The organism is Arthrobacter sp. 05T420, assembly GCF_056396305.1.
Window position 1 is genome coordinate 72,064 of record NZ_JBFTLG010000011.1, and the last position, 25,987, is coordinate 98,050.

At 66.1% G+C, this 25,987-nt stretch carries 23 protein-coding genes; 9 read left to right on the forward strand and 14 right to left on the reverse strand.

Annotated features, from left to right (window positions below; all coding sequences use genetic code 11):
• Positions 1-106: 106 nt before the first annotated feature.
• The gene (locus AC1DEM_RS12315) at positions 107-496 is read right to left on the reverse strand and encodes a HesB/IscA family protein (RefSeq protein ID WP_090580934.1); all 390 of its coding nucleotides are present in this window, start codon (positions 494-496) and stop codon (positions 107-109) included.
• Positions 497-666: 170 nt separating this feature from the next.
• Positions 667-2,097, reverse strand: a complete 1,431-nt coding sequence (locus AC1DEM_RS12320) for a M20/M25/M40 family metallo-hydrolase (RefSeq protein WP_476884640.1) — start codon at positions 2,095-2,097, stop codon at positions 667-669.
• A gap of 113 nt (positions 2,098-2,210) precedes the next feature.
• Between AC1DEM_RS12320 and AC1DEM_RS12325 the strand changes: the two genes are divergently transcribed.
• The gene (locus AC1DEM_RS12325; RefSeq protein WP_476884641.1) at positions 2,211-2,810 is read left to right on the forward strand and encodes a DUF3043 domain-containing protein; all 600 of its coding nucleotides are present in this window, start codon (positions 2,211-2,213) and stop codon (positions 2,808-2,810) included.
• A 97-nt stretch (positions 2,811-2,907) separates the two neighbouring features.
• Here AC1DEM_RS12325 and AC1DEM_RS12330 read toward each other — a convergent pair whose 3' ends face one another.
• On the reverse strand, positions 2,908-3,981 hold the full coding sequence (locus tag AC1DEM_RS12330) for a quinone-dependent dihydroorotate dehydrogenase (RefSeq protein WP_476884642.1): 1,074 nt from the start codon (positions 3,979-3,981) through the stop codon (positions 2,908-2,910).
• A gap of 138 nt (positions 3,982-4,119) precedes the next feature.
• Between AC1DEM_RS12330 and AC1DEM_RS12335 the strand changes: the two genes are divergently transcribed.
• Positions 4,120-5,814 (forward strand): FAD-binding dehydrogenase, encoded by a 1,695-nt coding sequence (locus AC1DEM_RS12335; RefSeq protein ID WP_476884643.1) that lies wholly within the window; start codon positions 4,120-4,122, stop codon positions 5,812-5,814.
• A 33-nt stretch (positions 5,815-5,847) separates the two neighbouring features.
• A complete protein-coding gene (locus AC1DEM_RS12340) occupies positions 5,848-6,819 on the forward strand; it encodes an alpha/beta hydrolase (RefSeq protein ID WP_476884644.1) in 972 nt (323 codons plus the stop codon).
• Between the two features lie 6 nt (positions 6,820-6,825).
• Here the strand turns inward: AC1DEM_RS12340 and AC1DEM_RS12345 are convergent, their stop codons facing one another.
• The 3 genes from AC1DEM_RS12345 to leuA all read right to left on the reverse strand — a co-directional run bounded on the left by AC1DEM_RS12345 (position 6,826) and on the right by leuA (position 10,369).
• Positions 6,826-7,677: an isoprenyl transferase gene (locus tag AC1DEM_RS12345; RefSeq protein WP_476884645.1), complete on the reverse strand. Its 852-nt coding sequence runs from the start codon at positions 7,675-7,677 to the stop codon at positions 6,826-6,828.
• 20 nt (positions 7,678-7,697) lie between these two features.
• On the reverse strand, positions 7,698-8,450 hold the full coding sequence (gene recO, locus AC1DEM_RS12350) for a DNA repair protein RecO (protein WP_476884646.1): 753 nt from the start codon (positions 8,448-8,450) through the stop codon (positions 7,698-7,700).
• Positions 8,451-8,629: 179 nt separating this feature from the next.
• A complete protein-coding gene (leuA, locus tag AC1DEM_RS12355; protein ID WP_377986529.1) occupies positions 8,630-10,369 on the reverse strand; it encodes a 2-isopropylmalate synthase in 1,740 nt (579 codons plus the stop codon).
• 253 nt (positions 10,370-10,622) lie between these two features.
• On the opposite strand from leuA, the gene AC1DEM_RS12360 reads away from it, so the two are divergent.
• Positions 10,623-12,575, forward strand: a complete 1,953-nt coding sequence (locus AC1DEM_RS12360; protein WP_476884647.1) for a M13 family metallopeptidase — start codon at positions 10,623-10,625, stop codon at positions 12,573-12,575.
• A 74-nt stretch (positions 12,576-12,649) separates the two neighbouring features.
• On the opposite strand, the gene AC1DEM_RS12365 is transcribed toward AC1DEM_RS12360, so the two are convergent.
• The 7 genes from AC1DEM_RS12365 to AC1DEM_RS12395 all read right to left on the reverse strand — a co-directional run bounded on the left by AC1DEM_RS12365 (position 12,650) and on the right by AC1DEM_RS12395 (position 20,632).
• A complete protein-coding gene (locus tag AC1DEM_RS12365) occupies positions 12,650-13,855 on the reverse strand; it encodes an IS30 family transposase (protein WP_476884714.1) in 1,206 nt (401 codons plus the stop codon).
• Between the two features lie 376 nt (positions 13,856-14,231).
• Positions 14,232-15,794, reverse strand: a complete 1,563-nt coding sequence (locus tag AC1DEM_RS12370; protein ID WP_476884648.1) for an LCP family protein — start codon at positions 15,792-15,794, stop codon at positions 14,232-14,234.
• Positions 15,795-15,950: 156 nt separating this feature from the next.
• A complete protein-coding gene (gene era, locus AC1DEM_RS12375) occupies positions 15,951-16,910 on the reverse strand; it encodes a GTPase Era (RefSeq protein ID WP_476884649.1) in 960 nt (319 codons plus the stop codon).
• Positions 16,894-18,225, reverse strand: a complete 1,332-nt coding sequence (locus AC1DEM_RS12380) for a hemolysin family protein (RefSeq protein WP_476884650.1) — start codon at positions 18,223-18,225, stop codon at positions 16,894-16,896. Before AC1DEM_RS12380 ends, era begins: the two co-directional genes overlap by 17 nt.
• A complete protein-coding gene (gene ybeY, locus AC1DEM_RS12385) occupies positions 18,222-18,695 on the reverse strand; it encodes an rRNA maturation RNase YbeY (RefSeq protein ID WP_476884651.1) in 474 nt (157 codons plus the stop codon). Before ybeY ends, AC1DEM_RS12380 begins: the two co-directional genes overlap by 4 nt.
• Positions 18,692-19,780 carry a PhoH family protein gene (locus AC1DEM_RS12390; protein WP_377986534.1) on the reverse strand — a complete coding sequence of 363 codons (1,089 nt, stop codon included), beginning with the start codon at positions 19,778-19,780 and terminating at the stop codon, positions 18,692-18,694. Before AC1DEM_RS12390 ends, ybeY begins: the two co-directional genes overlap by 4 nt.
• A 336-nt stretch (positions 19,781-20,116) precedes the next feature.
• Entirely contained in the window at positions 20,117-20,632 is a 516-nt protein-coding gene (locus tag AC1DEM_RS12395; RefSeq protein WP_476884652.1) for a flavin reductase family protein, read from the reverse strand.
• 236 nt (positions 20,633-20,868) lie between these two features.
• On the opposite strand from AC1DEM_RS12395, the gene AC1DEM_RS12400 reads away from it, so the two are divergent.
• Entirely contained in the window at positions 20,869-21,522 is a 654-nt protein-coding gene (locus AC1DEM_RS12400) for a class I SAM-dependent methyltransferase (protein ID WP_476884653.1), read from the forward strand.
• A 173-nt stretch (positions 21,523-21,695) separates the two neighbouring features.
• Positions 21,696-23,162: a cardiolipin synthase gene (cls, locus tag AC1DEM_RS12405; RefSeq protein ID WP_476884654.1), complete on the forward strand. Its 1,467-nt coding sequence runs from the start codon at positions 21,696-21,698 to the stop codon at positions 23,160-23,162.
• Between the two features lie 9 nt (positions 23,163-23,171).
• On the opposite strand, the gene AC1DEM_RS12410 is transcribed toward cls, so the two are convergent.
• A complete protein-coding gene (locus tag AC1DEM_RS12410) occupies positions 23,172-24,083 on the reverse strand; it encodes an aminoglycoside phosphotransferase family protein (protein WP_476884655.1) in 912 nt (303 codons plus the stop codon).
• An 85-nt stretch (positions 24,084-24,168) separates the two neighbouring features.
• On the opposite strand from AC1DEM_RS12410, the gene AC1DEM_RS12415 reads away from it, so the two are divergent.
• From AC1DEM_RS12415 to AC1DEM_RS12425, 3 genes are all read left to right on the forward strand, one after another.
• The gene (locus AC1DEM_RS12415; RefSeq protein ID WP_476884656.1) at positions 24,169-24,612 is read left to right on the forward strand and encodes an N-acetyltransferase family protein; all 444 of its coding nucleotides are present in this window, start codon (positions 24,169-24,171) and stop codon (positions 24,610-24,612) included.
• 215 nt (positions 24,613-24,827) lie between these two features.
• Positions 24,828-25,253: an NUDIX domain-containing protein gene (locus AC1DEM_RS12420; protein WP_476884657.1), complete on the forward strand. Its 426-nt coding sequence runs from the start codon at positions 24,828-24,830 to the stop codon at positions 25,251-25,253.
• A gap of 364 nt (positions 25,254-25,617) precedes the next feature.
• On the forward strand, positions 25,618-25,863 hold the full coding sequence (locus AC1DEM_RS12425; RefSeq protein WP_476884658.1) for an META domain-containing protein: 246 nt from the start codon (positions 25,618-25,620) through the stop codon (positions 25,861-25,863).
• The last annotated feature ends 124 nt before the right edge of the window (positions 25,864-25,987 follow it).

A 25,987-nucleotide genomic window follows, 5' to 3' on the forward strand; every position in this document is an offset into this window, starting at 1 on the left:
TCGCCCACATGTCCGCACCGTGCGTCGGGAGCTTTTTGCCGGTGCCGCTCGTTGAGGATCCTGCCGCACTAAGGCCGGGCAAAATGCCCGGCCTCAGTGGAAGGAATTAGTGGAAAGAATCTCCGCAGGCGCAGGACCCGCCGGCATTGGGATTGTCGATCGTGAAGCCCTGCTTGGCGATGGTGTCCTCGAAATCGATGCTGGCACCGCTGAGGTAAGGAACGCTCATCTTGTCGACGACGACTTCCACGCCGTCGTAGTCGCGCACAGCGTCTCCGTCGAGCAGCCGCTCGTCAAAGTAGAGCTGGTAGATCAGGCCCGAGCAACCGCCGGGCTGCACGGCAACGCGGAGGCGCAGATCGGTGCGTCCCTCCTGTTCCAGGAGGCTGCGGACCTTTCCGGCCGCGACGTCGGTCAGCTTGACCTCGTGCGTGGCCAGCTCGCCGGCCTGGGCGGCAGTGGTGTCGGCGCTGTTTTCATTGGTTGTAGTGCTCATGGCCTACCTTCTTGCAACGGTGGTGGCGGCCCCGCTCGCACGGTGCCCGCCCCTACTTAAACGGTATGGGCTATAGCTACATGCTACTTCGCGCAGCCTTCTAGCTCTAACTTTTGGCGTAACCGTGGGAGGCGGCTGGATGTTCCCCCGGGGTCTGCGGCGCCGGGCCCCTAGAGCGCGCCGTCGTTGTTGAGGCGCGCGAGCAGCAGGGCCTCGGCGACAATCGCGTTCCGGAAGTCACCCAGGTGCAGCGATTCGTTGGCGCTGTGGGCGCGGGAATCGGGGTCCTCGACGCCGGTCACCAGGATCTGCACGTCCGGGTAGAGCTCGGTCAGGTCCGCGATGAACGGAATGGACCCGCCGATCCCCATTTCAACGGCGGGCACGCCCCAAGCCTCACCCAGGGCCCACATGGCCACGGAGGCGGCCTTCGAGCTGGTGTCCGTCAGGAAAGAGCTGCCGCTCTCCCCCGGGGTGAACACCACCTGGGCGCCGAACGGCGCGTGGTCCTCGACGTGCTTGCGGACAGCCTCCATGGCGGCTGCGGGGTCCTGCCCGGGTGCCAGGCGCAGGCTGAACTTGGCCCGCGCCCGCGGCAGCAGCGTATTGGAGGCCACGTCCACGGCCGGGGCGTCAAATCCGATGATGGACAGGGCCGGCTTGGTCCACATTCGCGAGGCAATGCTCCCGGTCCCGGCGAGCTTCACGCCGTCGAGCACGGACGCGTCGGCGCGGTACTCCTCCTCGGTGAGGTCGACCACCACATCATCGCGGCTCACGAGGCCCTTGATCGCGACGCTGCCCTCGTCGTCGTGGAGGGTCGCGATCAGGCGGGACAGGAGGGTCGGCGCGTCGAGCACAGGGCCGCCGAACATACCCGAATGCACAGCGTGGTCCAGAACCTTGACCTCAATGGTGCCGTCCACCAGGCCGCGGAGGCTGGTGGTCAGGGCCGGGATGCCCACCTTCCAGTTACTGGAGTCGGCCACGACGATCACGTCGGCACGCAGCAGCTCGCGGTGCGTCTCCAGGAACTGTCGGAATGTTGGCGAGCCGGCCTCCTCTTCGCCCTCGAAGAAGAACGTCACGCCGAGGCCCAGTTCGTCCCCGAGCACGCGCGTCACGGCCGAGTAGGCGGCGATGTGGGCGAGGATGCCGGCCTTGTCATCCGCGGCACCGCGGCCGAAGAGCCGCCCGTCGCGTTCGACGGCGGTGAAGGGGTCGGTGTCCCACAGCGCCAGATCACCGGTGGGCTGGACATCGTGGTGGGCGTACAGCAGAACCGTCGGCTTGCCCTCGGCGGCCGGGCGGCGTGCGACGACGGCGGGCCCGCCGGGCGTCCCGTCTTCCTTGTCGCAGCGGAGGATCTGGACGTCGTCGAAACCGCTGGCCCGCACGAGGGCGGCGACGGCGTCGGCGCTGCGGTTCAACGGGGCAGGATCAAAGCTTGGCCAGGCGATGCCCGGAATGGCAACAAGGTCCGTCAACTGGCCGATCGTCTCGTCGAACGATTCGGCAACAGCCTGGCGGAGGGCTTCGGCATCAATGGTGCCGTCGTGGTCCATGGTGGTCAGCGGGTTCCCCGCGGTTGATGAAGTCATGGCCAAAACACTACCCGTGCGCTGGATCACGCTAAACCTTGAACGCTGCCATCGCCGGGCGCGCACCGTGTGGGCTGGGTCTCGGACCCGTGTCTGCGGGGTATTCTTTAGGGGTGTTTGGACGTAGAAAAGAAGCGCCATCGGCGCAGGACGTAGTTGACCAGCAGGCAGCCGAGGCAGCAGCCCGGGGCACCGTGACCGGCAAGGGCGCACCCACGCCCAAGCGCAGCGCTCAGGTGGCGGCCCGCAAGCGGCCCCTCGTGCCCGAGGACCGCAAGGCTTCCAAGGCCGCCGACCGCGCAGCCGTCGCAGACCAGCGGCTCAAGATGCGGCAGGCCATGGACAGCGGTGACGAGAAGTTCCTGCCCTTGCGCGACAAGGGTCCGCAGAAGCGTTTCGCCCGTGACTACGTCGATGCCCGCTTTAGCCTCGGCGAGTACCTCATGTTCGGGGCCCTGCTGTTCGTCATCATCTCGTTGCTGGTGCCTGCCTCCAGCGCACAGATGATCTACGTCCTGGGCGGATTCTGGGTCATGTTCCTCGCGGTCTTCGTGGATGTCTTCATCCTCTCCCGCAAGCTCAAGAAGCGGCTCGGCGAAAAGTTCGGCGAGGTGGAGCGCGGCACCGTCTGGTACGGCTCTATGCGCTCCCTGCAGTTCCGCCGCCTGCGCCTGCCCAAGCCCCAGGTCGCCCGCGGCCAGTTCCCCGTCTGACCCTCCCACTCTTTTGCAACCGAGAAGCCCCCGGCAGTCATCTGCCGGGGGCTTCTCGTTTGCAGCGATCGGTCCGGAGCCGCTGGCCCCGTGATGCCTAGCGCCGGCTCGGGTGCATGGCCAGCAACCGGTTGATACGGGCCGCCCAGAAGGGGCCCTCGTAGAGGAACGCCGTGTAGCCCTGGACCAGGGTGGCGCCGGCGTCCAGCCGTGCCTGCACATCCTGCGCGGTTTCAACGCCGCCCACCGAGACGAGGGTCAGCGCTCCGCCGGTCACGGACTTGAGCCGGGCCAGGACCTCCAGGGACCTTTGCTTCAGGGGCGCTCCGGAAAGACCTCCGGCCCCGCACGCTTCAACCTTGTCCGGGCTGGAGACGAGCCCGGTGCGGGCGATCGTGGTGTTGGTGGCAATAATGCCGTCCAGCTTAAGATCCAGAGCCAGCCGAGCGACGTCGTCGATGTCCTCATCGCTGAGGTCAGGCGCGATCTTGACCAAGAGCGGAACGTGGCGTCCTGCGGCCTTGTCCGCCTCCTCGCCCACTGCAGTGAGCAACGGGCGCAGCGTCTCCACGTCCTGCAGCAGCCGGAGGCCGGGCGTGTTGGGCGAACTGACGTTCACGACGAGATAGTCGGCTGCGGGAGCCAGGCTGCGCGCACTGATGAGGTAATCGGACACCGCATCCTCCAGTCCAACCACCTTGCTCTTGCCGATGTTGACCCCGATCACGGGCCGAACACCGGGCCGGTGGTGCTGCAGGGCCGCGCGGGCGGACTTCAGCCGCGGGGCTACCGCCGCGGCGCCGTCGTTATTGAACCCCATCCGGTTGATGACGGCCCTGTCCTCCACAAGGCGGAACAGCCGCGGCGCCGGGTTCCCGGGCTGGGCCTGACCGGTGATGGTGCCGACTTCCACATGGCCGAAGCCAAGCTCGGTCAGCGCCTCAATGCCGTGGCCTTCCTTGTCGAAGCCGGCCGCGAGCCCGAACGGTGAGGGGAACGTCAGGCCGAAAGCCTGGGTCTGCAGGGACGCCGCCGGGGCGGTGAACTTCTGCAGCAGCCGTCCGGCGCCGCAGCTGTGGGCGAGCCGGATGGCCTTGAAGCCGATCTTGTGGGCGCGTTCGGCGTCCATCCATGAGAAGGCCAGCCGGAAGAATGTGGGATATACGCGCATGCCTCTAGTTTTCAGGTTCGGGCCCCGCAGACCAAACCAGCACGCGCGCCGGCGCGGTTGTGACTGCCGTTGTGACTGCGCCGCCCCGCGCCCTGGACGCATCGGCCGTAGGGCCCCGGGGCGAGTTAGCATGAAGCCATGACCAGCAAAGATGGTGCCGGGACGGCCGGCCGCGGGACGTCGGGGCGCGGGATCGAGGCCGATGTGGTGGTGGTCGGGGCGGGCCTGGCCGGGCCCGTCGCGGCGGCCCAGGCCTATGCCGCAGGCAGGCGGGTGGCGGTGCTAGATCAGGAACCCGACGCCTCTGTCGGCGGCCAGGCGCACTGGTCATTCGGCGGCCTGTTCTTGGTCAACTCGCCGGAACAGCGCAGGCTCCGGGTGAGGGACAGCGAAGAGCTGGCCCTCGCGGACTGGCATGCGTCCGCGGGATTCGACCGGCCGGAGGACGCGCTGGCGAAGGAGTGGGCGGCGGCGTACGTGAACTTCGCCGCCGGGGAAAAGCGTGCGTGGCTCGCCTCGCTGGGCGTCCGGCTGTTTCCCCTGGTGCAGTGGGCAGAACGCGGCGGCTACGGCCCGAATGGCCACGGCAACACCGTCCCGCGCTTCCATGTCGCGTGGGGCACGGGACCTGCCCTGGTGGCTCCCTTCCTGGCCAAACTGCGCGAAGGCGAAGCCGCCGGCCGCGTGTCCTTCCATTTCCGCCACCGCGCCACGGAGCTGGTGAAGACCTCGGGACGGGTGAGCGGCGTGTGCGGCGATCTGCTCGAGGCCAGCAGCGCGGGGCGGGGCGAACGTTCGTCCCGGCACCCGGCCGGCAGTTTCGAGGCCACGGCCGCGGCCGTGGTGGTGACGAGCGGCGGGATCGGCGGCAACCACGACTCGGTCCGCAGGCAGTGGCCCGGCGGCGTGGCGCCGGAGCGGATGTTGAGCGGCGTGCCTGCCTCCGTGGACGGGGACTTTTTGCCGGCCGTGGAGCGGGCCGGCGGTCGCCTCATCAACGGCGACCGGATGTGGCATTACCCGGAGGGCATCCACAACCATGCCCCGGTCTGGCCGCGGCACGGCATCCGGATCCTGCCCGGGCCATCCGCCCTGTGGCTGGACGCGACGGGGCGGATGCTCCCCCCTCCCCTGTTTCCTGGCTTCGACTCCCTCGGCGCCCTCCGCCACATCCTGGCCACAGGACATGCCCATTCATGGTTCGTCCTCAACAGGGCCATCGCCCTGAAGGAGTTCGCGCTGTCCGGATCGGAGCAGAACCCGGATCTCACGGGGAAGGATGTCCGCCTGTTGGCTGCCAGATTGAAGCCCGGCAGCGACACGCCTCTGCAGCGGTTCCTGGACCACGGGGTCGACTTCCTGATGGCGGAGAACCCTGCGGAGCTGGCCGCCCGAATGAACGATTTGACGGGGGGACACCTCATTGACGCCGCAGCCTTGGACCGGCTGGTCCGCGACCGGGACCGGCAGTTTTCCAGTGGGATGGGCAAGGATCCGCAGCTGGCCGCCATCCGGGCCGCGCGGCGTTTCGCCACCGACAAGATCATGCGGGTGGCGCCACCCCACCGGCTGCTGGATCCGCGCCACGGTCCGCTGCTTGCCGTCCGGCTCTCCGTCCTGACGCGCAAGAGCCTCGGCGGCCTGCACACGGACCTGCAGTCGCGGGTCCTGGATGTCACCGGGGAGCCCGTGCCCGGGCTGTTCGCCGCCGGTGAAGCCGCAGGGTTTGGCGGCGGCGGAATTCACGGCTACCGGGCCCTAGAGGGGACATTCCTAGGCGGGTGCCTCTTCTCCGGACGTTCCGCGGGCCGCGCCGCGGCGTCCGCGGCATAGTCGGCAGCGCAGGCGGCGCAGGAGGAAATGGCGATGCAGTGGCGGACCGACATACTGGGCGATGACTTCCAGGCGTGCGCCTTCGAGGCCGCCGGCCCTGACGGCGTGCTGCGCACTGCCACCCTGGTCCGCCATACCCCGCTCGAACCGGCACCGTCCGCGCTGCCGGCCCGGGCCGTGCTGTTCCTGCACGGCTGGAGTGACTACTTCTTCAACGAGGAACTCGCCCAATTCTGGGCCGGGCAGGGATTTGAGTTCTTCGCGCTCGACATGCACAACCACGGCCGCAGCCTGCGGCCGGGCACCCATGGCGGCTACGTCGCGGACCTGGACAACTACGACGCCGAAATCACCGCAGCGATCGGCATCATCGGCTCGCTCCGGCCGCCCGGCATGGCGCCGCAACTGATCCTCATGGGCCACTCCACCGGTGGCCTGATCGCGGCGCTGTGGGCCGACCGCCATCAGGGGGTGGCGTCGCAGCTCGTGTTGGACAGCCCTTGGCTGGAGGTCCACGGCAGCCCCGCCCTGCGCCGGGCCGCGCGGACAATGGTGGAGCCGTTCGCCAGGTTCTGGCCAGAGTCGGTGATCCGGCTGCCCGAGCGTGCCTTCTACTGGCGCAGCATCAGCAGCGCCGCGGAGGGCGAATGGGCCCTGGACGATGCCTACCGACCGCCGCACGCCTTTCCGGTCCGCGCCGGCTGGCTCAGCGCCGTGCTGAGCGGACAGTCCAAGGTGGCGCGCGGCCTGAACATCGATGTGCCCATCCTCGTGCTGATTTCGGGCGCCAGCGCCAACGGGATGTTCTGGAAGGAATCCATGCGCCGCACCGACGCGGTCCTGGACGTGAACACGATCGCCCTTCGCGCCCTCAGCCTGGGCCGGACCGTCACGCTGGAGCGAATAGACGGCGCCCTGCATGACGTCTTCCTCTCCGCACCCCGGGTCCGCGCCGACGCCTACTCCCGGCTGTCCCGGTGGCTCAGGGCCTACGTGATCGACTGACGCCGGTCAGGTGCCCTGGTTGCCTGCCACGGGAGCGGCGTCGACCGCTCCGCCGTAGCGGCGGTCCCGCTGGGCATAGATCTCGACGGCGTCCCACAGCGTCCGGCGGTCCACGTCAGGCCACAGGGTATCCATGAACACGAACTCGGCATAGGCCGACTGCCACAGCATGAAATTGGACAGCCGCTGCTCGCCGGAACTGCGCAGGAACAGATCGACGTCGGGCAGATCCGGTTCGTCGAGGAACTTCTGGATGGTCCGTTCGGTGATGGCGCCCGGCTTGAGCCGGCCCTGCGCCACTTCCTCAGCGATCGCGGCGACGGCGTCGGCGATCTCGGCCCGTCCGCCGTAGTTGACGCACATGTTCAAGGTGCAAGTGCTGTTGCCGCGGGTGTAGTCCTCGGCCTCTTCGAGTTCGCGGATCACCGAGCCCCACAGTTTTGGTCGCCGCCCGGACCAGCGGATGCGGATTCCCCAGTCATCGAGCTGGTTCCGTTGCCGGCGCAGCACGTCCTTGTTGAAGCCCATCAGGAAGCGCACCTCCTCGGGGGAGCGCCGCCAGTTCTCGGTGGAGAAGGCGTACACGCTGACGTACTCGATCCCCAGCTCGATCGCACCGGCCATGACATCCAGCAGGGCGGGCTCCCCCGCTTTGTGGCCGTCGACCCTCGGCAGGCCGCGCTGGTTCGCCCAGCGTCCGTTGCCGTCCATGACGATCGCGACATGCCTCGGAATGAACTCAGCAGGAATCGCGGGCGGCACAGCGCCGGACGGGTGCGGATAGGGAGCCACCACCGGGGCGGTCCGCCGCCGGACGTTGGCCTGCTTCCCTTGGCTCTTCTCCAGGGTTCTTCCCAAGCTTCTTCCCAATGCCACTTTTACGTTCGCTCCACATGTTTGAGGGATTTCAGGACTCGCTCCAGGTGCCACTGCAGGTAGCTGGCCACCAGACCGGCCGCTTCCCGGCGGTGAACGGACGCGGACGCATCCGCCGTCGTCCAGTTCCCGGTGAGCAGGGCACCAAGCAGGAGCACGGTTTCCGCGGCCGGTGCCGGGGATCCCGGCGGCCGGCACTCGGCACAGACCATGCCGCCCAGCGGCGCGGAAAAGGCTGTGTGCGGCCCGGGCGCACCGCACCGGGCGCAGTCGGTAAAGCTGGGCGCCCAGCCGCCGGTCGCGAGGGCGCGGAGCAGGTAGGAATCCAGGATGAGTTCGGACGCGTGGTCGCCCCGGCTCAGGGACGCGAGGGCACCAACCAGCAGGTTGTACTGGGCCGTTCCGGCTTCTCCGTCGACGTCCGTGAGCTTCTCGGCGGTCTCGGTCATGGCGGCCGCAACCGTGTAGCGGCCATAGTCCGCCGCGATGTTTCCGCCATAGACGCCCTTGGCGACGGCCTGCGTGACGACGTCGAGGGTGCGCCCGGAAATCAGCTGGAGATCGGCCACCATGAACGGTTCCAGCCTGGCGCCGAAGCGGCTGCTGGTGCGCCGGACGCCCTTCGCCACCGCACGGACCTGGCCGTGGTGCTTTGTCAGCAGGGTGATGATCCGGTCGGCCTCACCCAACTTATGGGTGCGCAGGACCACGGCCTCGTCACGGTAGGCGCGCGCTGCGAAGGATTGTTGGACCACAGTTAATCTTCGCATTGTCTTTGCGGAATCACGGCATAGGCGGCACCGCTGAGGTAGAACACTGCTGAGGGAAAACACGGCGCCGCCGGAGTGTTCCGGCGGCGCTGTGTGCGTCGGGATAACCGTGTATGCCGTGGCTGTCCATGCCGTGCCGCCGGGGGGTCCTGCCCGCGGCCGGATCAGGCGCGGGCGTCCCGGATGGCGCGGTTCACGGCCGAGATGACGGCCTTGAGGGCAGAGGTGCTGGTGTTGGCGTCGATCCCGACGCCCCAGAGCACGCGCTCCCCCACGGCGCATTCAACGTACGCGGCGGCCAAGGCGCTGCCGCCCTCGGAGAGTGCGTGTTCGCTGTAGTCCAGGACCCGGACGTCCACGCCGTCCTCGCGCAGGATGCTCAGCAGGGCCGCGATGGGGCCGTTGCCGGTCCCGGTCCGGCGGACCTGGTTTCCGTCGACCTTCAGGGCAGCGGTCAAGGTCATTGCGCCGTCCTCGTCCGTCTCGGTGCTGATCGAACCGAGGGCGTAGCGGCCCCACTGCGTGTCGGCCGAACCCGACGGCAGGTATTCGTCCTGGAAGACCTGCCACAGCTGGGGTCCGCTGACTTCCCCGCCCACCGTGTCGGTCCGCTTCTGGATGACGCCGGAAAACTCGATCTGGGCGCGGCGCGGCAGGTCAAGGCTGTGCTCGTTCTTGAGCAGGTACGCGACACCGCCCTTGCCGGACTGCGAGTTGACCCGGATGACCGCCTCGTAGCTGCGGCCAAGATCCTTCGGGTCAACCGGCAGGTACGGGACCTGCCAGGTGTAGTCGGCCACATCCTTGCCCGCCGCGGCGGCATCCTTTTCGAGGGCCTCCAGGCCCTTCTTGATCGCGTCCTGGTGCGAGCCGGAGAACGCGGTGAAGACAAGGTCCCCGCCGTACGGGGACCGCTCGGCCACCGGCAGCTGGTTGCAGTACTCCACCGTGCGCCGGATTTCGTCGATGTCGGAGAAATCGATCATCGGATCGATGCCCTGGACGAACATGTTCAGGCCCAGGGTCACCAGGTCCACGTTTCCGGTCCGCTCGCCGTTGCCGAAGAGGCAGCCCTCGATCCGGTCCGCGCCGGCCAGGTAGCCGAGCTCGGCGGCGGCAACGCCGGTGCCGCGGTCGTTGTGCGGGTGCAGGGAGAGGATGATGCCTTCGCGCGGGTGCAGGTTCCGGCTCATCCATTCGATCGAGTCGGCGTAAACATTGGGGGTGGCCATTTCCACCGTGGCGGGCAGGTTGATGATGACCTGCCGGTCGGCCGAGGCCTCGAAGACGTCGGCGATCGCGTTGCAGACGCGGATGGCGTACTCCAGCTCGGTTCCGGTGAAGGACTCGGGCGAGTATTCGTAGGTGATGTGCGTATCGACGAGGGTTTCCTCGTACTTCTTGCACAGCCGGGCGCCCTGCAGGGCGATGTCCAGGATGCCGTCTTCGTCCTGGTTGAAGACCACGCGGCGCTGCAGGACGGATGTGGAGTTGTAGAGATGGACGATCGCCTGTTTCGCGCCGACCAGGGACTCATAGGTCCGCTCGATCAGGTGCTCACGGGCCTGGGTCAGCACCTGGATCGTCACGTCGTCGGGGATGTGGTTGCCCTCGATCAGCTGCCGGACGAAGTCGAAGTCCGTCTGCGACGCCGAGGGGAAGCCGACCTCGATCTCCTTGTAGCCCATCCGGACCAGCAGCTCGAACATCTTCAGCTTGCGGGCCGGGCTCATGGGATCGATCAGGGCCTGGTTCCCGTCGCGCAGGTCCACTGCGCACCAGCGCGGGGCCTTGGTGATGACCTTGTCGGGCCAGGTGCGGTCAGGCAGTTCAACGGTGATCTGGTCCTGGAACGGGATGTAGCGGTGGACCGGCATTCCTGAGGGCTTCTGTGCGTTTCGCATTACAATCGGGGCCTTTTCTGTGATTCTTGATGAAAGGGTGGCCGGGCAACACAAACTCCGCAGCGAGGGTGGGCCTTGCGCTAGATCGCGTCTGAGGCCTCGCCGCGGCAGCTAAGAAGGAGCAGTTCTGCGCGCACAATTTCACAGTAACACGGGTGCGTAAGATGAAGGAGCCAGACCACCGTAACGTCCACCATGCAGACTGCGCGCCGACCAACGCTCCGGCGCCGGGCTGCTTCTCAAAGGAGCATCCGTGCCACTTTCGGGGATCGATCTGTCCACCATCGACGCCAGCGTCCGTCCGCAGGATGACCTGTACCAGCACGTGAATGGCGGCTGGCTCAACAGCACAGTCATTCCGGACGACCGGCCGCTGGAGGGCACGTTTACTGCGCTGCGCGACGCTTCGGAGCTCGCCGTGAAGGAGATTATCGAGCGGGCCGCCGCGCGAGGCGCAGAGGCTACAGGCATCGAGCGGAAGATCGGGGACCTGTACAACAGCTTTATGGACGAATCCGCGGTGGAAGCCAAGGGTCTGGACCCGCTCCGGGCGCGGCTGGCGGAGGTGTTTGCCACGAGGTCGGTGCCCGCACTCGTGGCTCTGGCCGGACGCCTGTTCCGCGCCGACGTCTCGGGGCTTTTCTATATCTACCCCGCCCCCGACGCCGGAAACCCGGACCGCGTACTGCTCTACACCGGCCAAGGGGGCCTCGGCCTGCCGGATGAATCGTATTACCGGGAAGAGAAGTTCGCCCCGATGGTCCAGTCATACCGGGAGCACGTCCAGGCCATGCTGGACCTGGCGGAAGTGGCGGACGCGGAGGGCGCAGCCGGCCGCGTGGTGGCGCTGGAGACTTCGCTGGCCTCGCACCACTGGGACAACGTGACTTTGCGGAATCCGCAAAAGACGTACAACCTGAAGTCCGCCGCGGAGGCCGCCGAGCTGTTCCCGCTGCTGGCCGACTGGTTCGACGCCGCCGGCATCGAACCCGAGAAGCGCGCCGAGCTCGTCATGAGCACTCCCGATTTCTTCTCCGGCGCGGCCTCACTGCTGGCCAACGAACCGCTGGGCACCTGGCAGGAGTGGCTCGCCATGCGCGTCGTCAGCGCGGCCGCCCCGTACCTGTCCTCGGTGTTCGTGGACACAGACTTTGCGTTCTATGGCACCACGCTGAGCGGCACGCCGAGGATCAAGGACCGCTGGAAGCGTGGCGTCGCTGTGGTCGAGGGTGGCCTCGGTGAGGCGGTCGGCCAGATCTATGTGGCCGAACACTTCCCGGAAGGCAACAAGGCGCGCATGCAGACCCTTGTGGCCAACCTCATCGCGGCGTACCGGGACTCCATCACGGGACTGGACTGGATGGGCGAGGCGACGAAGCTCGAGGCCCTGAAGAAACTCGACACCTTCCGCGCCAAGATCGGCTACCCGGACAAGTGGATCGACTACTCCGCGGTCCAGGTCGATCCCACCGATCTGTTCGGGAACGTGGAGCGCGCCCACAGCGCCGACGTCGACCGTCACCTCGATGAAGTCGGCAAGCCGGTGGACCGCGAGAAGTGGCTCATGACCCCGCAGACGGTCAATGCCTACTACCACCCGCTACTCAATGAGATCGTGTTCCCCGCCGCCATCCTGCAGCCGCCGTTCTTCACCGCCGACGCCGACGACGCCGTCAATTACGGCGGCATCGGCGCCGTAATCGGCCACGAAATCGGCCACGGTTTCGATGACCAGGGCTCGCAGTACGACGGCAACGGCCTGCTGCGCAACTGGTGGACCGAGGACGACCGCACCGCCTTCGAGGTCCTGACCTCGAAGCTGGTGGCGCAGTTCGACGCCCTCTCCCCCACAGCCGCCCCCGGCCACAACGTCAACGGCAAGCTCACCCTCGGCGAGAACATCGGGGATCTCGGTGGCCTCGCGATCGCCTACAAGGCCTACCTGATCAGCCTCGACGGGCAAGAGCCCCCTGTGCTCGACGGGCTGACCGGGGTCCAGCGGTTCTTCGCATCCTGGGCTGCGGGGTGGCGGCAGGTCATCCGGAAGGAAGAAGCCATCCGCCGGCTGGCGACAGACCCGCACTCCCCCAACGAGTTCCGCACGAATGCGATCGCCAAGAACCTCGATGCCTTCCATGACGCGTTCGCCGTCACGGATCAGGACGGCATGTGGATGGCGCCCCAAGAGCGCGTCAGCATCTGGTAGCCAAAAGCTGTTAAGGCTGAAAGGGCCGGCCACGGGGTTTCTTGGGTTCTAGCGGTCGTTGCAACACCTGCTGGTTAGGTGGTTAGTAGTAAATCACGTAGACGCTCGGCTGGAGTATTCCAGCCGAGCGTCTTGCGTGGGCGTCCGTTGAGTTCCTGCGCGACGTGTTCGAGGTCTTCGGGTCCGTAGACGGACAGGTCGGTGCCTTTGGGGAAGTACTGGCGCAGCAGCCCGTTGGTGTTTTCATTGGAGCCTCGTTGCCAGGGGCTGGCGGGGTCGCAAAAGTAGACGGGCATGTCGGTGGCAAGGGTGAATGATCGGTGGGTGGCCATTTCCGCGCCCTGGTCCCAGGTCAGGGAGCCGCGCAGGTGTGCCGGCAGGGTGGCCATGGTCTTGACGAGTCCGTCGCGGACGGTTTCGGCGGTGTGGTCATTTGGCAGGTGGACGAGCATCACGTAGCGGGTGGTGCGCTCGACCAGGGTCGCGATCGCTGACTGGTTGTAGGCGCCGGTGATGAGGTCCCCTTCCCAATGGCCTGGCACGGCGCGGTCCTCGATCTCGGGTGGGCGCTCGGAAATCATGATCATCGGGTCCACGAACCTGGGGGTGCGTTGCTCGCCGGTGCGGTGGGGCTTGCGGCGGGTCCGGCCGGTGCGCAGCGCTGCCTGTATCTCGCGTTTGAGTCCGCCTCTGGCCTGGACGTAGAGGGCTTGGTAGATCGTCTCTGGGCTCACGCGCATCTCCGGTTGGTCGGGGAACTTTTCGACCAAGGTGTGGCTGATCTGCTCCGGAGACCAGCGTATGAGCAGTTTGTCCTTCACGTAGTCGCGCAGGTCCGAGTCGCCAGCGAGCTTGGCCATCTTGGGTCGTGGCCGCCGGGCAGCGGCTTTCCGATGCGCCTCGTGGGGCAGATAGCCCATCGGGGCACCGGTATTTCTGCCGAGCTCGCGGCTGATGGTTGAAGCCGAACGGCCAAGAGCGTGGGCGATTGCCCTCATTGAAGACCCTGCGCCTTTCAGGTCCCGGATCAGCTCCCGTTCCTGCACGCTGAGGAACCGCGGATCGAGGAGTTTCTCGAGCGCCGAGACTGACGTCGGAGGGGCGAGGGCCGTTCCGGTCGTGTGGGCGGGAGATGTCAGAGTGGTCACACCACGTTTGTAATCGACCATCCGGCCATCCGGGTAAATGCGTCGGCCATTGGACTTACGGATCCCGTCGTCCCACTCCTCGGCTGTCCGAAGATGCACTCCGGCGGCCATGGCCGCCTTCCGCCGGCTCACGCCGGTCTTGCGCAACCGGAAGTACTCATCCCGCCCAGGGTGAGGGCGCGCCCCCGGTTTGCCATGGCTCTTCAGCCCGGCTTTACGGATCCAGCCGGCGCAAGTGTCGGGGTTCAATCCGAGCTCCCTGGCCGCCTTCCGGGTGCTCTTGAGCCGGTCGAACACGACGAAGAACTGATCCTTCTGCTCCGGCGTGTATTTCCTGCTGGTTCGAGGTTCTCCCGTTAAAGACGACACGGTCGTTGCAACTCCCAAAGTTCTGGGTGTTGCAACGACCGCTAGAACCCAAGTTTCCCCGGGCCGGCCCTTCGCCGTTGGTGCCAGTCCGTCGCCGCAGGCGTCAGTCTCGGCTGAGATCCTGCGCTGCAGCGAACAATCAGCGGGTAATCAGCGCCGGGTTGGCCTGCTGGCAGACGGTGTCGCCGGCGGTCTGGTTGACGATGTCCGCGGGCAGCGGCGGCGCGGGGGCTGCCGTCGGGGTCCCGTTGGCGAAGTCGCTGCCCAGATAGACCTGGACGCCGGCGACGCCGGCAGCCGGCAACACTTGACCCGGCGCCACCCCGAGGAGAGCCGCGACGTCAGTGGCCACGTCGGCGTAATCCGCACCGTAATAGACAGCCGTCTTCGCGACGGGCTGCGCCGTCAGCTGGCCCACCTGGGTGAAGCCGGCGCCCTTGATGGCCTGCATGATCGCCTGGGTCCGGGCCGGTGCGCCTGAGCCGTTGGCCACGGTCACGGGCTGCAGCGCCTTGTCGTAGGCCGGTGCCGTGGCGCTGGGCGTCGGCGTCGCGCTGGCACTCGGCGAGGCGCCAGGCTTCGCTGACGGATCCGTCAGATCGACGTCCCTGCGCATGGCGTCGAACAGCTGGGACGCCGCGGGTTCGGCGAGCTGCAGCCGGTTGATGTCGGATTCGGCCGGGACGGTCGGCGCGGCCACAAAGGCCACCTTCTTGACGTCGATGTCCTTGAGCCGGTTGGCCACGGTCAGCAGCGTCGGCACCGAGGCCAGGCCGTCGTCGATGGTCAGGTTCTTGGTGATCGCGTCCGCGATGCCGAGCATCCTGGCCGGGTTGGTGAGGGTGCCGTCGTCCTTGATTTTCCTTGTCAGGGAGGAAAGGAAGCCCTGTTGGGCCTTGATGCGGCCGAGGTCGCCGCCGTCGCCGAAGGCGTGCCGGGTGCGCACGAACGACAATGCCTGCTCGCCCTGGACGGTGGAGGTGCCCTTGGGAAGCCGGAGCTTCGAGTCGGGGTCGTAGACGGCGTCGCTGACGCACACCTGCACACCGCCGACGGCGTTGGAGAGTTCCTTGACGGCGTTGAAGTCGGCCATCATGAAGTGGTCGATCTCCAGGCCGGTGAGCTTGTTGACGGTGTCCACGGCGCAGCCGATGCCGGCCTCGGACATCGCCGAGTTGATCATGACGCCGGTCTGGGCCGGGTATTCCTTGTTGGTCTTCGGATCCTTGCACTTGGGGATGTCGACCAGGAGGTCCCGGGGGAAGCTGATGACATTGACCCGTTTGTTGTCAGCCGAGATATCCATCAGCATCATCACATCCGAGTGCCCGTAGCCGGTCGCGTCATCGCTGGTGCCGTACTCCGAGTTCTTGCCGTCGCGCGTGTCCGAGCCCAGGATCAGGATCTGCATCCGGTCCGTCGAATCGTTCAGGGCGTTCTCGGACTTGATGCTGCCGGCGCTCAGCGGGGCCTTGGTGAGGTTGCCTTGAAGCCGGATGGCCCAGTAAGCGCCGAACGCGATTACGCCCACCAGGAGCACTGCAATCACGCCCGTGGTCACTTTCAGCCAGGTAGGGGTCCGATGGACGGCTCCGAGGTGGCGGGCCGGACCAACGGCGGGATCGGCCGTGTGCCGGGCAGCGGCGGCTGCCCGGGCCGGCGGGGTGGATCCGTCGGCACGGTTGTCACGGGGTCGAACCACTTGTTGAGCCTTCCTACAAGAACGGGGATCAGCCCATTTTAGAGTCCGAATCTGAGAAAACGCCGATGGGCCCTCTTTTGGGAGCGGCGGGAGGGGCCAGCGGCCAAAATACGAGCCCAAGTAGCGCCCAAAACAGGGCCCTAAATTGGCCCCGGCTCAGAAGCCTAGTTTGACCAGCTGCTTCGGGTCGCGCTGCCAGTCCTTGGCAACCTTCACATGGAGGTCGAGGTAGATCCGGGCGCCGAGCAGCGCCTCAATCGCCTTGCGCGCGGTGGTCCCGACCTCGCGGAGCCGCGCTCCTCCCTTGCCGATGATGATGGCCTTCTGGGAGGGCCGCTCAACGTACAGATTGACCCGGACGTCCAGGAACGGCCGGTCTTCGGGCCGGCCTTCCCGCGGAACGATCTCATCGACGACGACGGCCAGGGAGTGCGGCAGCTCGTCGCGGACGCCCTCGAGGGCGGCTTCCCGGATGAGTTCGGCGATCATTACCGCTTCCGGCTCGTCCGTCAGGTGCCCGTCCGGGTACAGCGGCGGCGACGCCGGCATGTGGCTGATCAGCACGTCGGCCAGGGTCTCGACCTGGAAGCCGTCGGTGGCGGAGACCGGGACGATGTCCTTCCAGCCGTCCTCGCCGAGGACCTCGCGGCCCAGGGCGGCGACGGCGAGCAGCTGCTCGGTGAGGCCCTGGCGGTCCACGGTGTCGGCCTTGGTCACCACCGCGATGATCGGCTTGTTGCCGATGGCGGCGAGCTGGGCGGCGATGAACTTGTCGCCGGGGCCGATCTTCTCGTTGGCCGGCAGGCAGAAACCGATCGCGTCGACCTCGGCGAGGGTGTCGGCGACGAGTTCGTTCAGCCGCTTCCCCAGCAGCGTGCGCGGGCGGTGCAGGCCCGGGGTGTCCACGAGGATCAGCTGGGCATCATCCCGGTGCACGATGCCACGGATCGTGTGCCGCGTGGTCTGCGGCTTGGCCGAGGTGATCGCGACCTTTTGGCCGACAAGGGCGTTAGTGAGGGTGGACTTGCCAGCGTTGGGCCGCCCCACCAGCACCGAGAACCCGGCGCGGTAGCCGCCGTAGGCTGCTTCGCCGTCGGACTTATTCTGCTTGCTCACGTGAGACTCCCTGTTGGATTGGTGCGGCCTCGTCGAGAAGGTCTTCAAGGTCAGTTTGTTCTTTTGCTACGGCGGCCGCAATGATGTGGCTGACGCGGTTCCGCCGGCCCTCGAGCCGGTCGGCGCGGAGGGAGAGCCCGTGGACCTGGACGGTGCTGCCGACAATCGGCACCCGCCCGAGGGCCTTGGCGAGCAGGCCGCCCACGGTGTCCACTTCGTCGTCGTCGAGCTCGAGGTCAAAGAGCTCGCCGAGGTCATCGATGCTCATCCGGGCGCTGACCCGGTAGCGTCCGTCGCCCAGGGCCACGGCTTCGGCGCTTTCGGTGTCGTATTCGTCCACGATCTCGCCGACGATCTCCTCGATGAGGTCCTCGAGCGTGACCAGCCCTGCCGTTCCGCCGTATTCGTCGATGACGATCGCAACGTGCGTGGATTCCTTCTGGAGCTCGCGCAGCAGGTCACTGACAAGCTTTGAGTCCGGCACGTAGCGGACCTCGCGGGCGAGTTCGTCCACCACCGGCGGTTCCTCGTCCGGGCCGAGGTTGTGGAGCGCGGCGGCGACGTCCTTCAGATAGACAATGCCCAGGATCTGGTCGGCGTTTTCGCCGATGATCGGGATCCGGGAGTACCCGGAGCGCAGAAACAGCGACATCGCGCGCCGCAGGCTGGACCCGGAGTCGATCGTGAGGATGTCGGTCCGCGGCACCATGACGGAGCGGACCAGGGTGTCCCCGAAGTCGAAGACCGACTGGATCAGCTCAGCCTCGTTGTCCTCGATCACGTCGGACTCGGTGGCCCGGTCCACGAGCTCGCGGAATTCCTCTTCGCTGAAGAACGCCTCACTGTCCGCAGGCGCGCCGGGGGCCACGACGCTGCCAAGCCGCACCAGCCAGCCCGGGATCGGGCCAAGCACGGCGTAGAGGGACCGGACCAGCGGGGCGCTGAACCGGACCAGGGCGGCGGAGTGGACCCGGCCGAGCTGCCGCGGGGACACCCCGACGATCACGAAACCGAGCAGCGCCATGATGCCGGTGGCCGCCAGGCCGGCGAGCCAGACGTTGTCCAGCAGGCTGTACAGGAGGACGGTCACGGCGACGGCGGCAGCCATCTCGAACCAGACCCGCCAGAACCGGAGGGCGCGCATGTGCCCCACGGGCTGCGCCAGGATGCGTTTGAGCGACGTGCCCCTGCTGTTCAGGACCGCCTGTTCGGCGTCGTGCCGGGGCAGGAAGTTGAAGGCGGATTCGGCAGCGGTGAGCACCGCGGCAAAGCTAAGGAACACCAACGCCATGCCGGCCAGGATCAGTGGGGTCACTGAACCGTCTCGGACGGGGCCGCCTTGCCGGTGAAGGCGGTCAGCAGTTCACGCTGCAGCCCGAACATCTCTTCCTTCTCTTCCGGCTCGGCGTGATCATAGCCCAGCAGGTGCAGGATGCCGTGCGTGGTGAGCAGCAGCATTTCGTCCTGGGTGGAGTGGCCGGCGTTGCGGGCCTGGACCTGGGCCACCTGGGGGCAAATGGCGATGTCGCCGAGCATGCCCTGCGGAGTCGGCTTGTCCGGAGTGCCCGGAGTGAGTTCGTCCATGGGCACGGAGAGGACATCGGTGGAGCCGGGCTCGTCCATCAGTTCGAGGTGCAGCTTTTCCATGGCGGGCTCGTCCACCAGCAGGATGGACAGTTCCGCCTGCGGGTGGATGTAGAGGCGTTCGAAGATGAAACGCGACAGAGCCACGAGCTCCGACTCGTCTACGGCGACGCCGGATTCGTTGTTGACCTCAATGCTCATGCGTGTTCTCCCCGCGTTTCCCGGGCGACGGAGTGCTTGACCCGGTTCCTTTGGACTTCGTCCCAGATGCTGTAGGCGTTGACGATATCCCCGACCAGGCGGTGCCGGACGACGTCGGAGGCATCCAGGATCGAGAAGTTGACGTCCTCGATCCCCTGCAGGATCTCCTCGACGATCCTGAGCCCCGAGCGGGTGCCGAAGGGAAGGTCCACCTGGGTGATGTCCCCGGTGACCACCATCTTGGAGCCGAAGCCCAGGCGGGTCAGGAACATCTTCATCTGTTCCGGCGTGGTGTTCTGGGCCTCATCGAGGATGATGAACGCGTCGTTGAGCGTCCGGCCGCGCATGTAGGCCAGCGGGGCGACTTCGATGGTGCCGGCGGCCATGAGGCGCGGAATGGATTCTGGGTCCATCATGTCGTGCAGCGCGTCGTACAGGGGCCGCAGGTAGGGGTCGATCTTGTCGCTCAGCGTGCCCGGCAGGAAACCAAGCCGCTCCCCCGCCTCGACGGCCGGACGGGTCAGGATGATGCGGCTGACTTCCTTCTGCTGCAGGGCCTGTACGGCCTTGGCCATCGCCAGGTAGGTCTTGCCGGTACCGGCCGGGCCGATCCCGAAGATCACCGTGTTCGCATCGATCGCGTCCACATAGTTCTTCTGGTTCAGCGTCTTGGGCCGGATGGTCTTCCCGCGCGTGGAAAGGATGTTGGTGGTCAGCACTTCCACGGGGTTCAGCAGTGACTGGCTGCGGAGAAGGGAGACCAGCTGCTGCAGGACCGCCGGGGTGATGACTGTGCCCCTGGCCACCAGCCCTCGCACCTCGTTGAGCAGGCGCATGATGCGCGGCACGTCGGCGGCAGGACCACTGATTGCGAGCTCGTTGCCGCGGACATGGAAATCAACGGCAGGGAACTGGTCTTCGATGAAACGCAGGGCTTCGTCATGGCTGCCCAGCGACTGGACCATTTGCTCTGAGTCGTCGAACAAGACCACCTCCGTCCGCAGCCCTGGTAGGGAGTGGGGAAATTCCCCTGCGGTGCGTTCTCGGGCGCTGAACCGGGCCTTGCCGTTCGCTGCTTCAGTCATGGTGTTGGCCCGCGGGCCTCTGGTCCCCTCCAGTATGAATATGGTCGGTCACCGTGATCCGTACCGACGGCGGTTCGCACCGCGCGGGGCCGGGGTCAACGGGTCCTTCCATCTTACGCCAGCACGGCGCACCCGACGCCGTACGGAGATCCGGCGTCGGGCGTCACACGTAGGGGTTTCCGAAGATGACCCACCCATCCAGCCAGTGGGCACCTGTGGCCGGGAACGACTTTTGCGCGTTCACCGGCTCCGAATCGTCCCCGCGGCCCGGCCGAGCCGGCTGTGCCAACGACAAGGGCCGGGCCGCCCACAAGCGGGACAGCGACTGCAGCATGGTCATGCCACACTCTCCAGCGCGCCGGTGCGGGAACGCACGCCCACGTAGTCTCCCTTGTAGAAAAGCAGGGGCTCAGCGTCGGGACGTGCGCCCAGGGCGCGGACGGCGCCGACGACGATCGTGTGGTCGCCGCCGTCGTACTCCTGGTGCAGTTCGCAGTCCACCCAGGCCAGTGCCTGGTCCAGGACCGGGTTGCCCAGGGGCGAGAGCCAATGGTCAACGCCCGCGAACTTGTCCGCTCCTGGCCGCGCGAACTGCCCAGCCAGATGCTGATGTTCCGTGGGCAGGATGTTCACGGTAAACCTGCCAGCCTCACGCAGCAGCGGCCAGGTGCTGGACGTCCGCGCCGGACTAAAGGTGATCAGGGCAGGCTCCAGGGACAGGGACGAGAAGGACTGGCACGTAAACCCGGTAGGCCCGTGCTTTGTTGCCGCCGTAATCACTGTCAGGCCGGTGGCGAAGTGTCCGAGAATGTGGCGGAGTGTCGTGGGGCTGAGGTCAGAGTGTTCCGTCATGGCGGGTCCTTTCGACGCTGGAAACCCCAATCAACCACCACTAACCCGGGTTCCCAAGCCCGGCTGCAACGCACAGTCGCGCAGCGACACAGCGCGTCACGCACCCGTTGCATGACGTAAGAATTCGGCACCCCCTGGGTCGCCTCGGGATCCGGAGACCCCCGGGACCCGGATCCCGGCTGCGGGCGGCGTCCGGGCAGCTGGGGTTCGCCGGCCAAAGCCGCTAGGCTCGATCGATGGCAAACGAGAACCTGATGGCGGTCAGATCCGCGTATGACACGGTGGCCGAGGCATATTCAACGGTGATCCCGGATACCAGCTTCGAGGCCGCTCTGGACATGGCCATGGTGGACCACTTCGTCGGACACATGCGCGCCACCCCGGACCGGCAGGTGATCGACGTCGGATGCGGTGCCGGACGAATGACCAGCTACCTGAGCCGCGCCGGACTGGACGCCAGCGGCGTCGACCTGTCGCCGGAAATGGTCCGGGTCGCGCAGCGGCTGCATCCCGAGCTGTTGTTCGAAGTGGGAGAGCTGACCGCGCTGCCGGTGGCCGACGCCGCCGCAGACGGCATCCTGGCCTGGTACTCGATCATCCATTCGCCCCCGACGGCCCTGCCGGCGATCGCCCGTGAGTTCTGGAGAGGGCTCCGCCCGGGCGGCTCGGCGCTCGTCGCCTTCCACGCCGGCAGCGGTCACCCCACTATTGACCAGGCCTACGGACACGACGTCCAACTGCGTGCAGAACTGCATGCTCCCGACGACGTGGCCCTCCGGTTCACCGAGCAAGGATTTGTGATGCGCGCACAGCTTGTGCGCTCTGCGAGGTCCATGGAGAAACACCCGCAGGCCGCCATCCTCGTCGACAAGCCCTTCGTCGCCTCGTAGGGATTTCACCCGCAGGGGGTGAGGCCCATGCCGGGCTCGACGCCAACAATAGTCATACCTTGCACAGGCAAGGCTGAAGGACGGACCGTCCCGAAAACGCCGAACTTTGAGAGCAGGAATGACAAATAAGCCTCTGGGAATTTCGGGATATTTTGAAGAACGTTTAGGCAACAGTGCGCGGATTCTTCCAAGACGTTGAAACGTACGCCTTGCTCCTGCTGGCGGCCCACATACTCCTCGTGACCGTCGCAGCTGTCCTCGTGTCGATGAACCGGCGTCCGTCCTCTGCTATTGCCTGGGTGCTCGCCATAATTTTCATACCGATCCTTGGTGCCGTCGCGTATTTCTTTGTCGGTTACTCGAAACTGCCCAAAGCGCGCCGAGACAAACAGCGCGAAGTCAACGATCTGGTCCTGGCGCGGACTGAAGGCAGCCCGCTGGTCAGCCGCGGCCTTGACTGGCCGCAGTGGCTGCCTTCGGCGGTGGTGTTGAACAGCAACCTGGGGGCGCTGCCGATGGTCGCGGGCAACAGTGCGACCCTGTTGAGCGACTACAACGGCGCTTTCGATGCCATGATCGCTGATATTGATTCGGCCACCAGCTACGTGCACGTGGAGTTTTACATCCTGGTGCTGGACGCAACGACGGCGCCGTATTTTCAAGCGTTGGCCCGGGCAAGACAGCGCGGCGTGAATGTCCGGGTTCTTTCCGATCATCTGGCTGGCCTGAAATTCCCCGGCCGGAAAGAAACCCTGGACTTCCTCCAGGAGATAGGGGCGGAATATCGCCCCATGCTGCCGGTGCGGCCGTGGCGTGGCGAATGGCAGAGGCCGGACCTGCGCAATCACCGGAAGATCTGCGTCGTCGATGGCCGCGTGGGATTCACCGGTTCCCAGAACGTCATCGACGCGAGCTACGACACGAAAGCTAACCTGAAGCGCGGGCTCCAGTGGCACGAGCTGATGATGCGCGTCGAGGGACCCGTGGTCCGGGAGCTGGATGCGGTCTTCGCGACGGACTGGTACAGCGAAACGGATGTGATCCTGCCACTGGATACAAGCCCCATTGGCCTCAGCCACAATTCGGCGCCCATTGACGCGCAAGTCCTGCCCAGCGGTCCCAGCTTCGACAACGACAACAATTTGAAGCTCTACGCGACGCTCATCCACAAAGCAGAGCGGCGGGTCAGCATCACCAGCCCATACTTTGTCCCGGACGAATCCATCCTGATGGCCATTGTCACGGCAGCCGCGCGGGGGCTAAGCGTCGAGCTCTTTGTTTCCGAGGTCGGAGACCAGAGCATGGTGTACCACGCGCAGCGTTCCTACTACGAGGCGCTGCTCCGCGCCGGCGTCAGGATCTACCTTTACCGGTCGCCCAAGGTGCTGCACTCGAAGCACTTCACTATCGATGAGGAGGTTGCGGTGATTGGGTCCAGCAACATGGATGTCCGTTCTTTCAGCCTCAACATGGAGGTCTCGGTACTGGTGCACGGGCGCGCTTTTGTGGACGCAATTCGCGGGATCGAAGACGGGTACCGCCTGGAAAGCCGTGAGTTGCAGCTCGAGGACTGGAACCGGCGGCCCATAGCCCAAAAAGTATTCGACAACCTGGCGCGCCTGACCGCGGCCCTCCAGTAGTGGCCGGCCTTACGCCGTCCGCGAGATGTCGGCAACCACCTGCTCGATTTGATACCTCGAAACCCGGGCCAGCGCTGGGTTGGTGTGGACATAGTAGGGATAGGCAATCACACCTATCGACAGAGCCCAGGCACGTCCGCGTTCCCACGTCGCCTGGTCAACGCCAACAGCCTCGCGAAATGCGGTGCGCCCCTCGCCCTCGAGCAGGTTCCAGGCGACGATGAGGTCGACGGCCGGATCGCCAATGGCAAGGCCTCCCCAGTCGAGGACAGCGGCGAGCCGCCCGTCGGCAATCAAAAGGTTCCCGGGTTGCAGGTCCGTGTGAATCCAGACCTGTTCCCCGTCTCCGTCTGCCACGTGCCGCGCCGTATCCCACACCGCTGCCAGGAGCGGGACGTCCAGCAGGCCCGCGCAACTGGCGATTGCGGAACGGGTCGGCGCGTCCCTGGACGCCAGCTGTCCGCCGCGGTAGGACTGCAGCGGCCCGGCGGCTGCTTCGTTCCCGATGTCGGCCGCATGCAGGGCCCGGATGAAGTTGGCGAGATCGAGGGCGAGTTCGGTTCCGTACGCATGGCCCGGGGAAGGATTCTCCCCCTCCAGCCAGCCCGACACCGTCCACGGCCATGCATAGCCCCGGCCCGGTGCGCCCTGTGCAATCGGAATCGGCACTGGCACCGGCAGTTGGGGACCCAGTATGCGCGGGTACTTCCACTCCTTGGAGATCGAGGGAACTGCGGCGGCGATCCGGGGAAGTCGAACGACGAGCTCGTCACCGAGCGTCAGCATGACGTTGTCCGTCCCGCTGGATGGCACGGGCTCCAGTGGCAGACCCGCCCATGCCGGGAACTGATCCGCGATCATGAGGCTGACCTGTCTTGTGTCGATGTCAGGCTCCGCGTCGTGCAGCTTGGTGATCAACATATGTTCAACCTAATCGACTCTTGATCCCCCACGTGCCCCGCGGACCCCGCGATGGGATGCGGCACCGCCGACGTAGGGTAATTCCATGCTCATCGTTCGCGAAGGCTGCCCAGGTGATGTGCCCGGACTTGCGAGGCTGAGAGCCACGTGGGCGGCTGAACAAGAACCTGCACTCAAGGACGATCCAGCCTTCGACGCCATGTTCAGAGAATGGATGGAAGCCAGTCCTCGAAAGTTCTTTGTGGCCGAGGACGGCGGCGAACTGGTCGGGATGCTCAACCTGATGATTTTCGAGCGGATGCCCAAACCCGGAACGGAATCGTCCCGGTGGGTCTATCTGGGAAACGCCTATGTGCTTCCGCAATTCCGGAACGCCGGAATCGGCGGCCGGCTCGTCGACGCATCCATCCAGTTCTCGCAAAGCATCGAAGCCGTACGGATGGTGCTTTCCCCCTCCGCCGAATCACGGAACTTTTACGCACGGCTGGGTTTCGAACCGGCCGGAGAATTGAACATTCTCAGGTTTTGACCCCCGCGCTAGTTCTTGTGAATTCAACACCATTACCGGGAAGCAACTGGGCGGCCCCGGGGCCGATGCGCCGGCTACGGCATGATGGAGCCATGGAATTGCAGACTGAGCGTCTCTTGCTGCGCGAGTTCACCAAGGATGATTTCGCCGCGGTACATTCATTCGCTTCTGATGGGTGATTTGTGCGCTGAATGCGGCCGTGTTCGACTGATGCAATGACCCACCGCATTGCCGTCGGCGTACTCGTCGGGCCACGAGGCGTGTTGATGTGCCGGCGGGTCCAGTCCGCGAAGTGGTATCCGGGAATGTGGGACTTTCCCGGCGGCCACATCGAGGACGGAGAATCAGCCGGCGAGGCGCTGGCCCGTGAACTCCTCGAAGAAATCGCAGTGACAGTAGTTCCGCCCGGCAGCGCTCCCTCGTTTACGGTGCAGGCCAACGAGGGCACACCTGACGGGTTGGCGCTCTCAGGGTGGGTCCTGGACGCCTGGTCAGGCGACCCTGCGAACGCGGCCACGGCTGAGCATTCTGAAATACGCTGGCTCAGCCCTGACGATGCCCTCGGGCTGGACCTCGCACACGACTCCTACACCGGACTACTTCGAAACCTCCGACGGCCCCGGAGCGACGGCGCCCCGTGAAGAGGACAATGATTTCCGCTTCGTGACAAGGCGCGCTCCCACCGATAGGCTCCGACAAATGTCGGCTGTCGGGGGGAGCACGATGAAGCGCAGTCAGTTCTGGCAATGCCTGTCTTCCGTCGTGCTTTGCGGAATTCTCATGACGTCCTGCGCAGCCGGGACCACTGGCGGTCCCGGAACGGCCGGCTCCACTCCGCCCGCCGCTCCCCCAAATTCACAGACAGTGTCCCGGACCCCCGTAGAAGCGTGCGCGCCGTTCCTGCCGTCAGCCTCCTGTTCCCCATACGCCAGCATCTCCGGCACGGCCAATGGCAAAAATCTTCCATGGCTGGCCTCCGGCGCAGTGACCGTGCAGCTAACCACTGTGACTGGGTCGCTCCAACTGGCGGTCAAGACTCCCTGCAACCCGGTGGGCGGTCCCGCGACGATCAGTGGAAATACGCTCGACGTCGGGGATATTGCCGTCGGCGCCATGGGATGTGCCGGCGACGTCGGAGCCCAGGAGCAGTGGGTCGTGGGGTTCCTGCAGCGCCCTATCGAGATGACATCTGCCGACGGAGTGCTCCACTGGACGAGCGGACCAGACACACTGACGCTCCGAGCCAACTAGGCCAGACCGCCAGAACCCAGGCACCGCGCCCTGGGTGCGCGCTGGAGGTATAGTCGTCCCATGCTGTCCACGCGTCGATTTATCTGCCCCCGACCGGTCTCCGGTCGCGAGGGCTCTGTGGCGC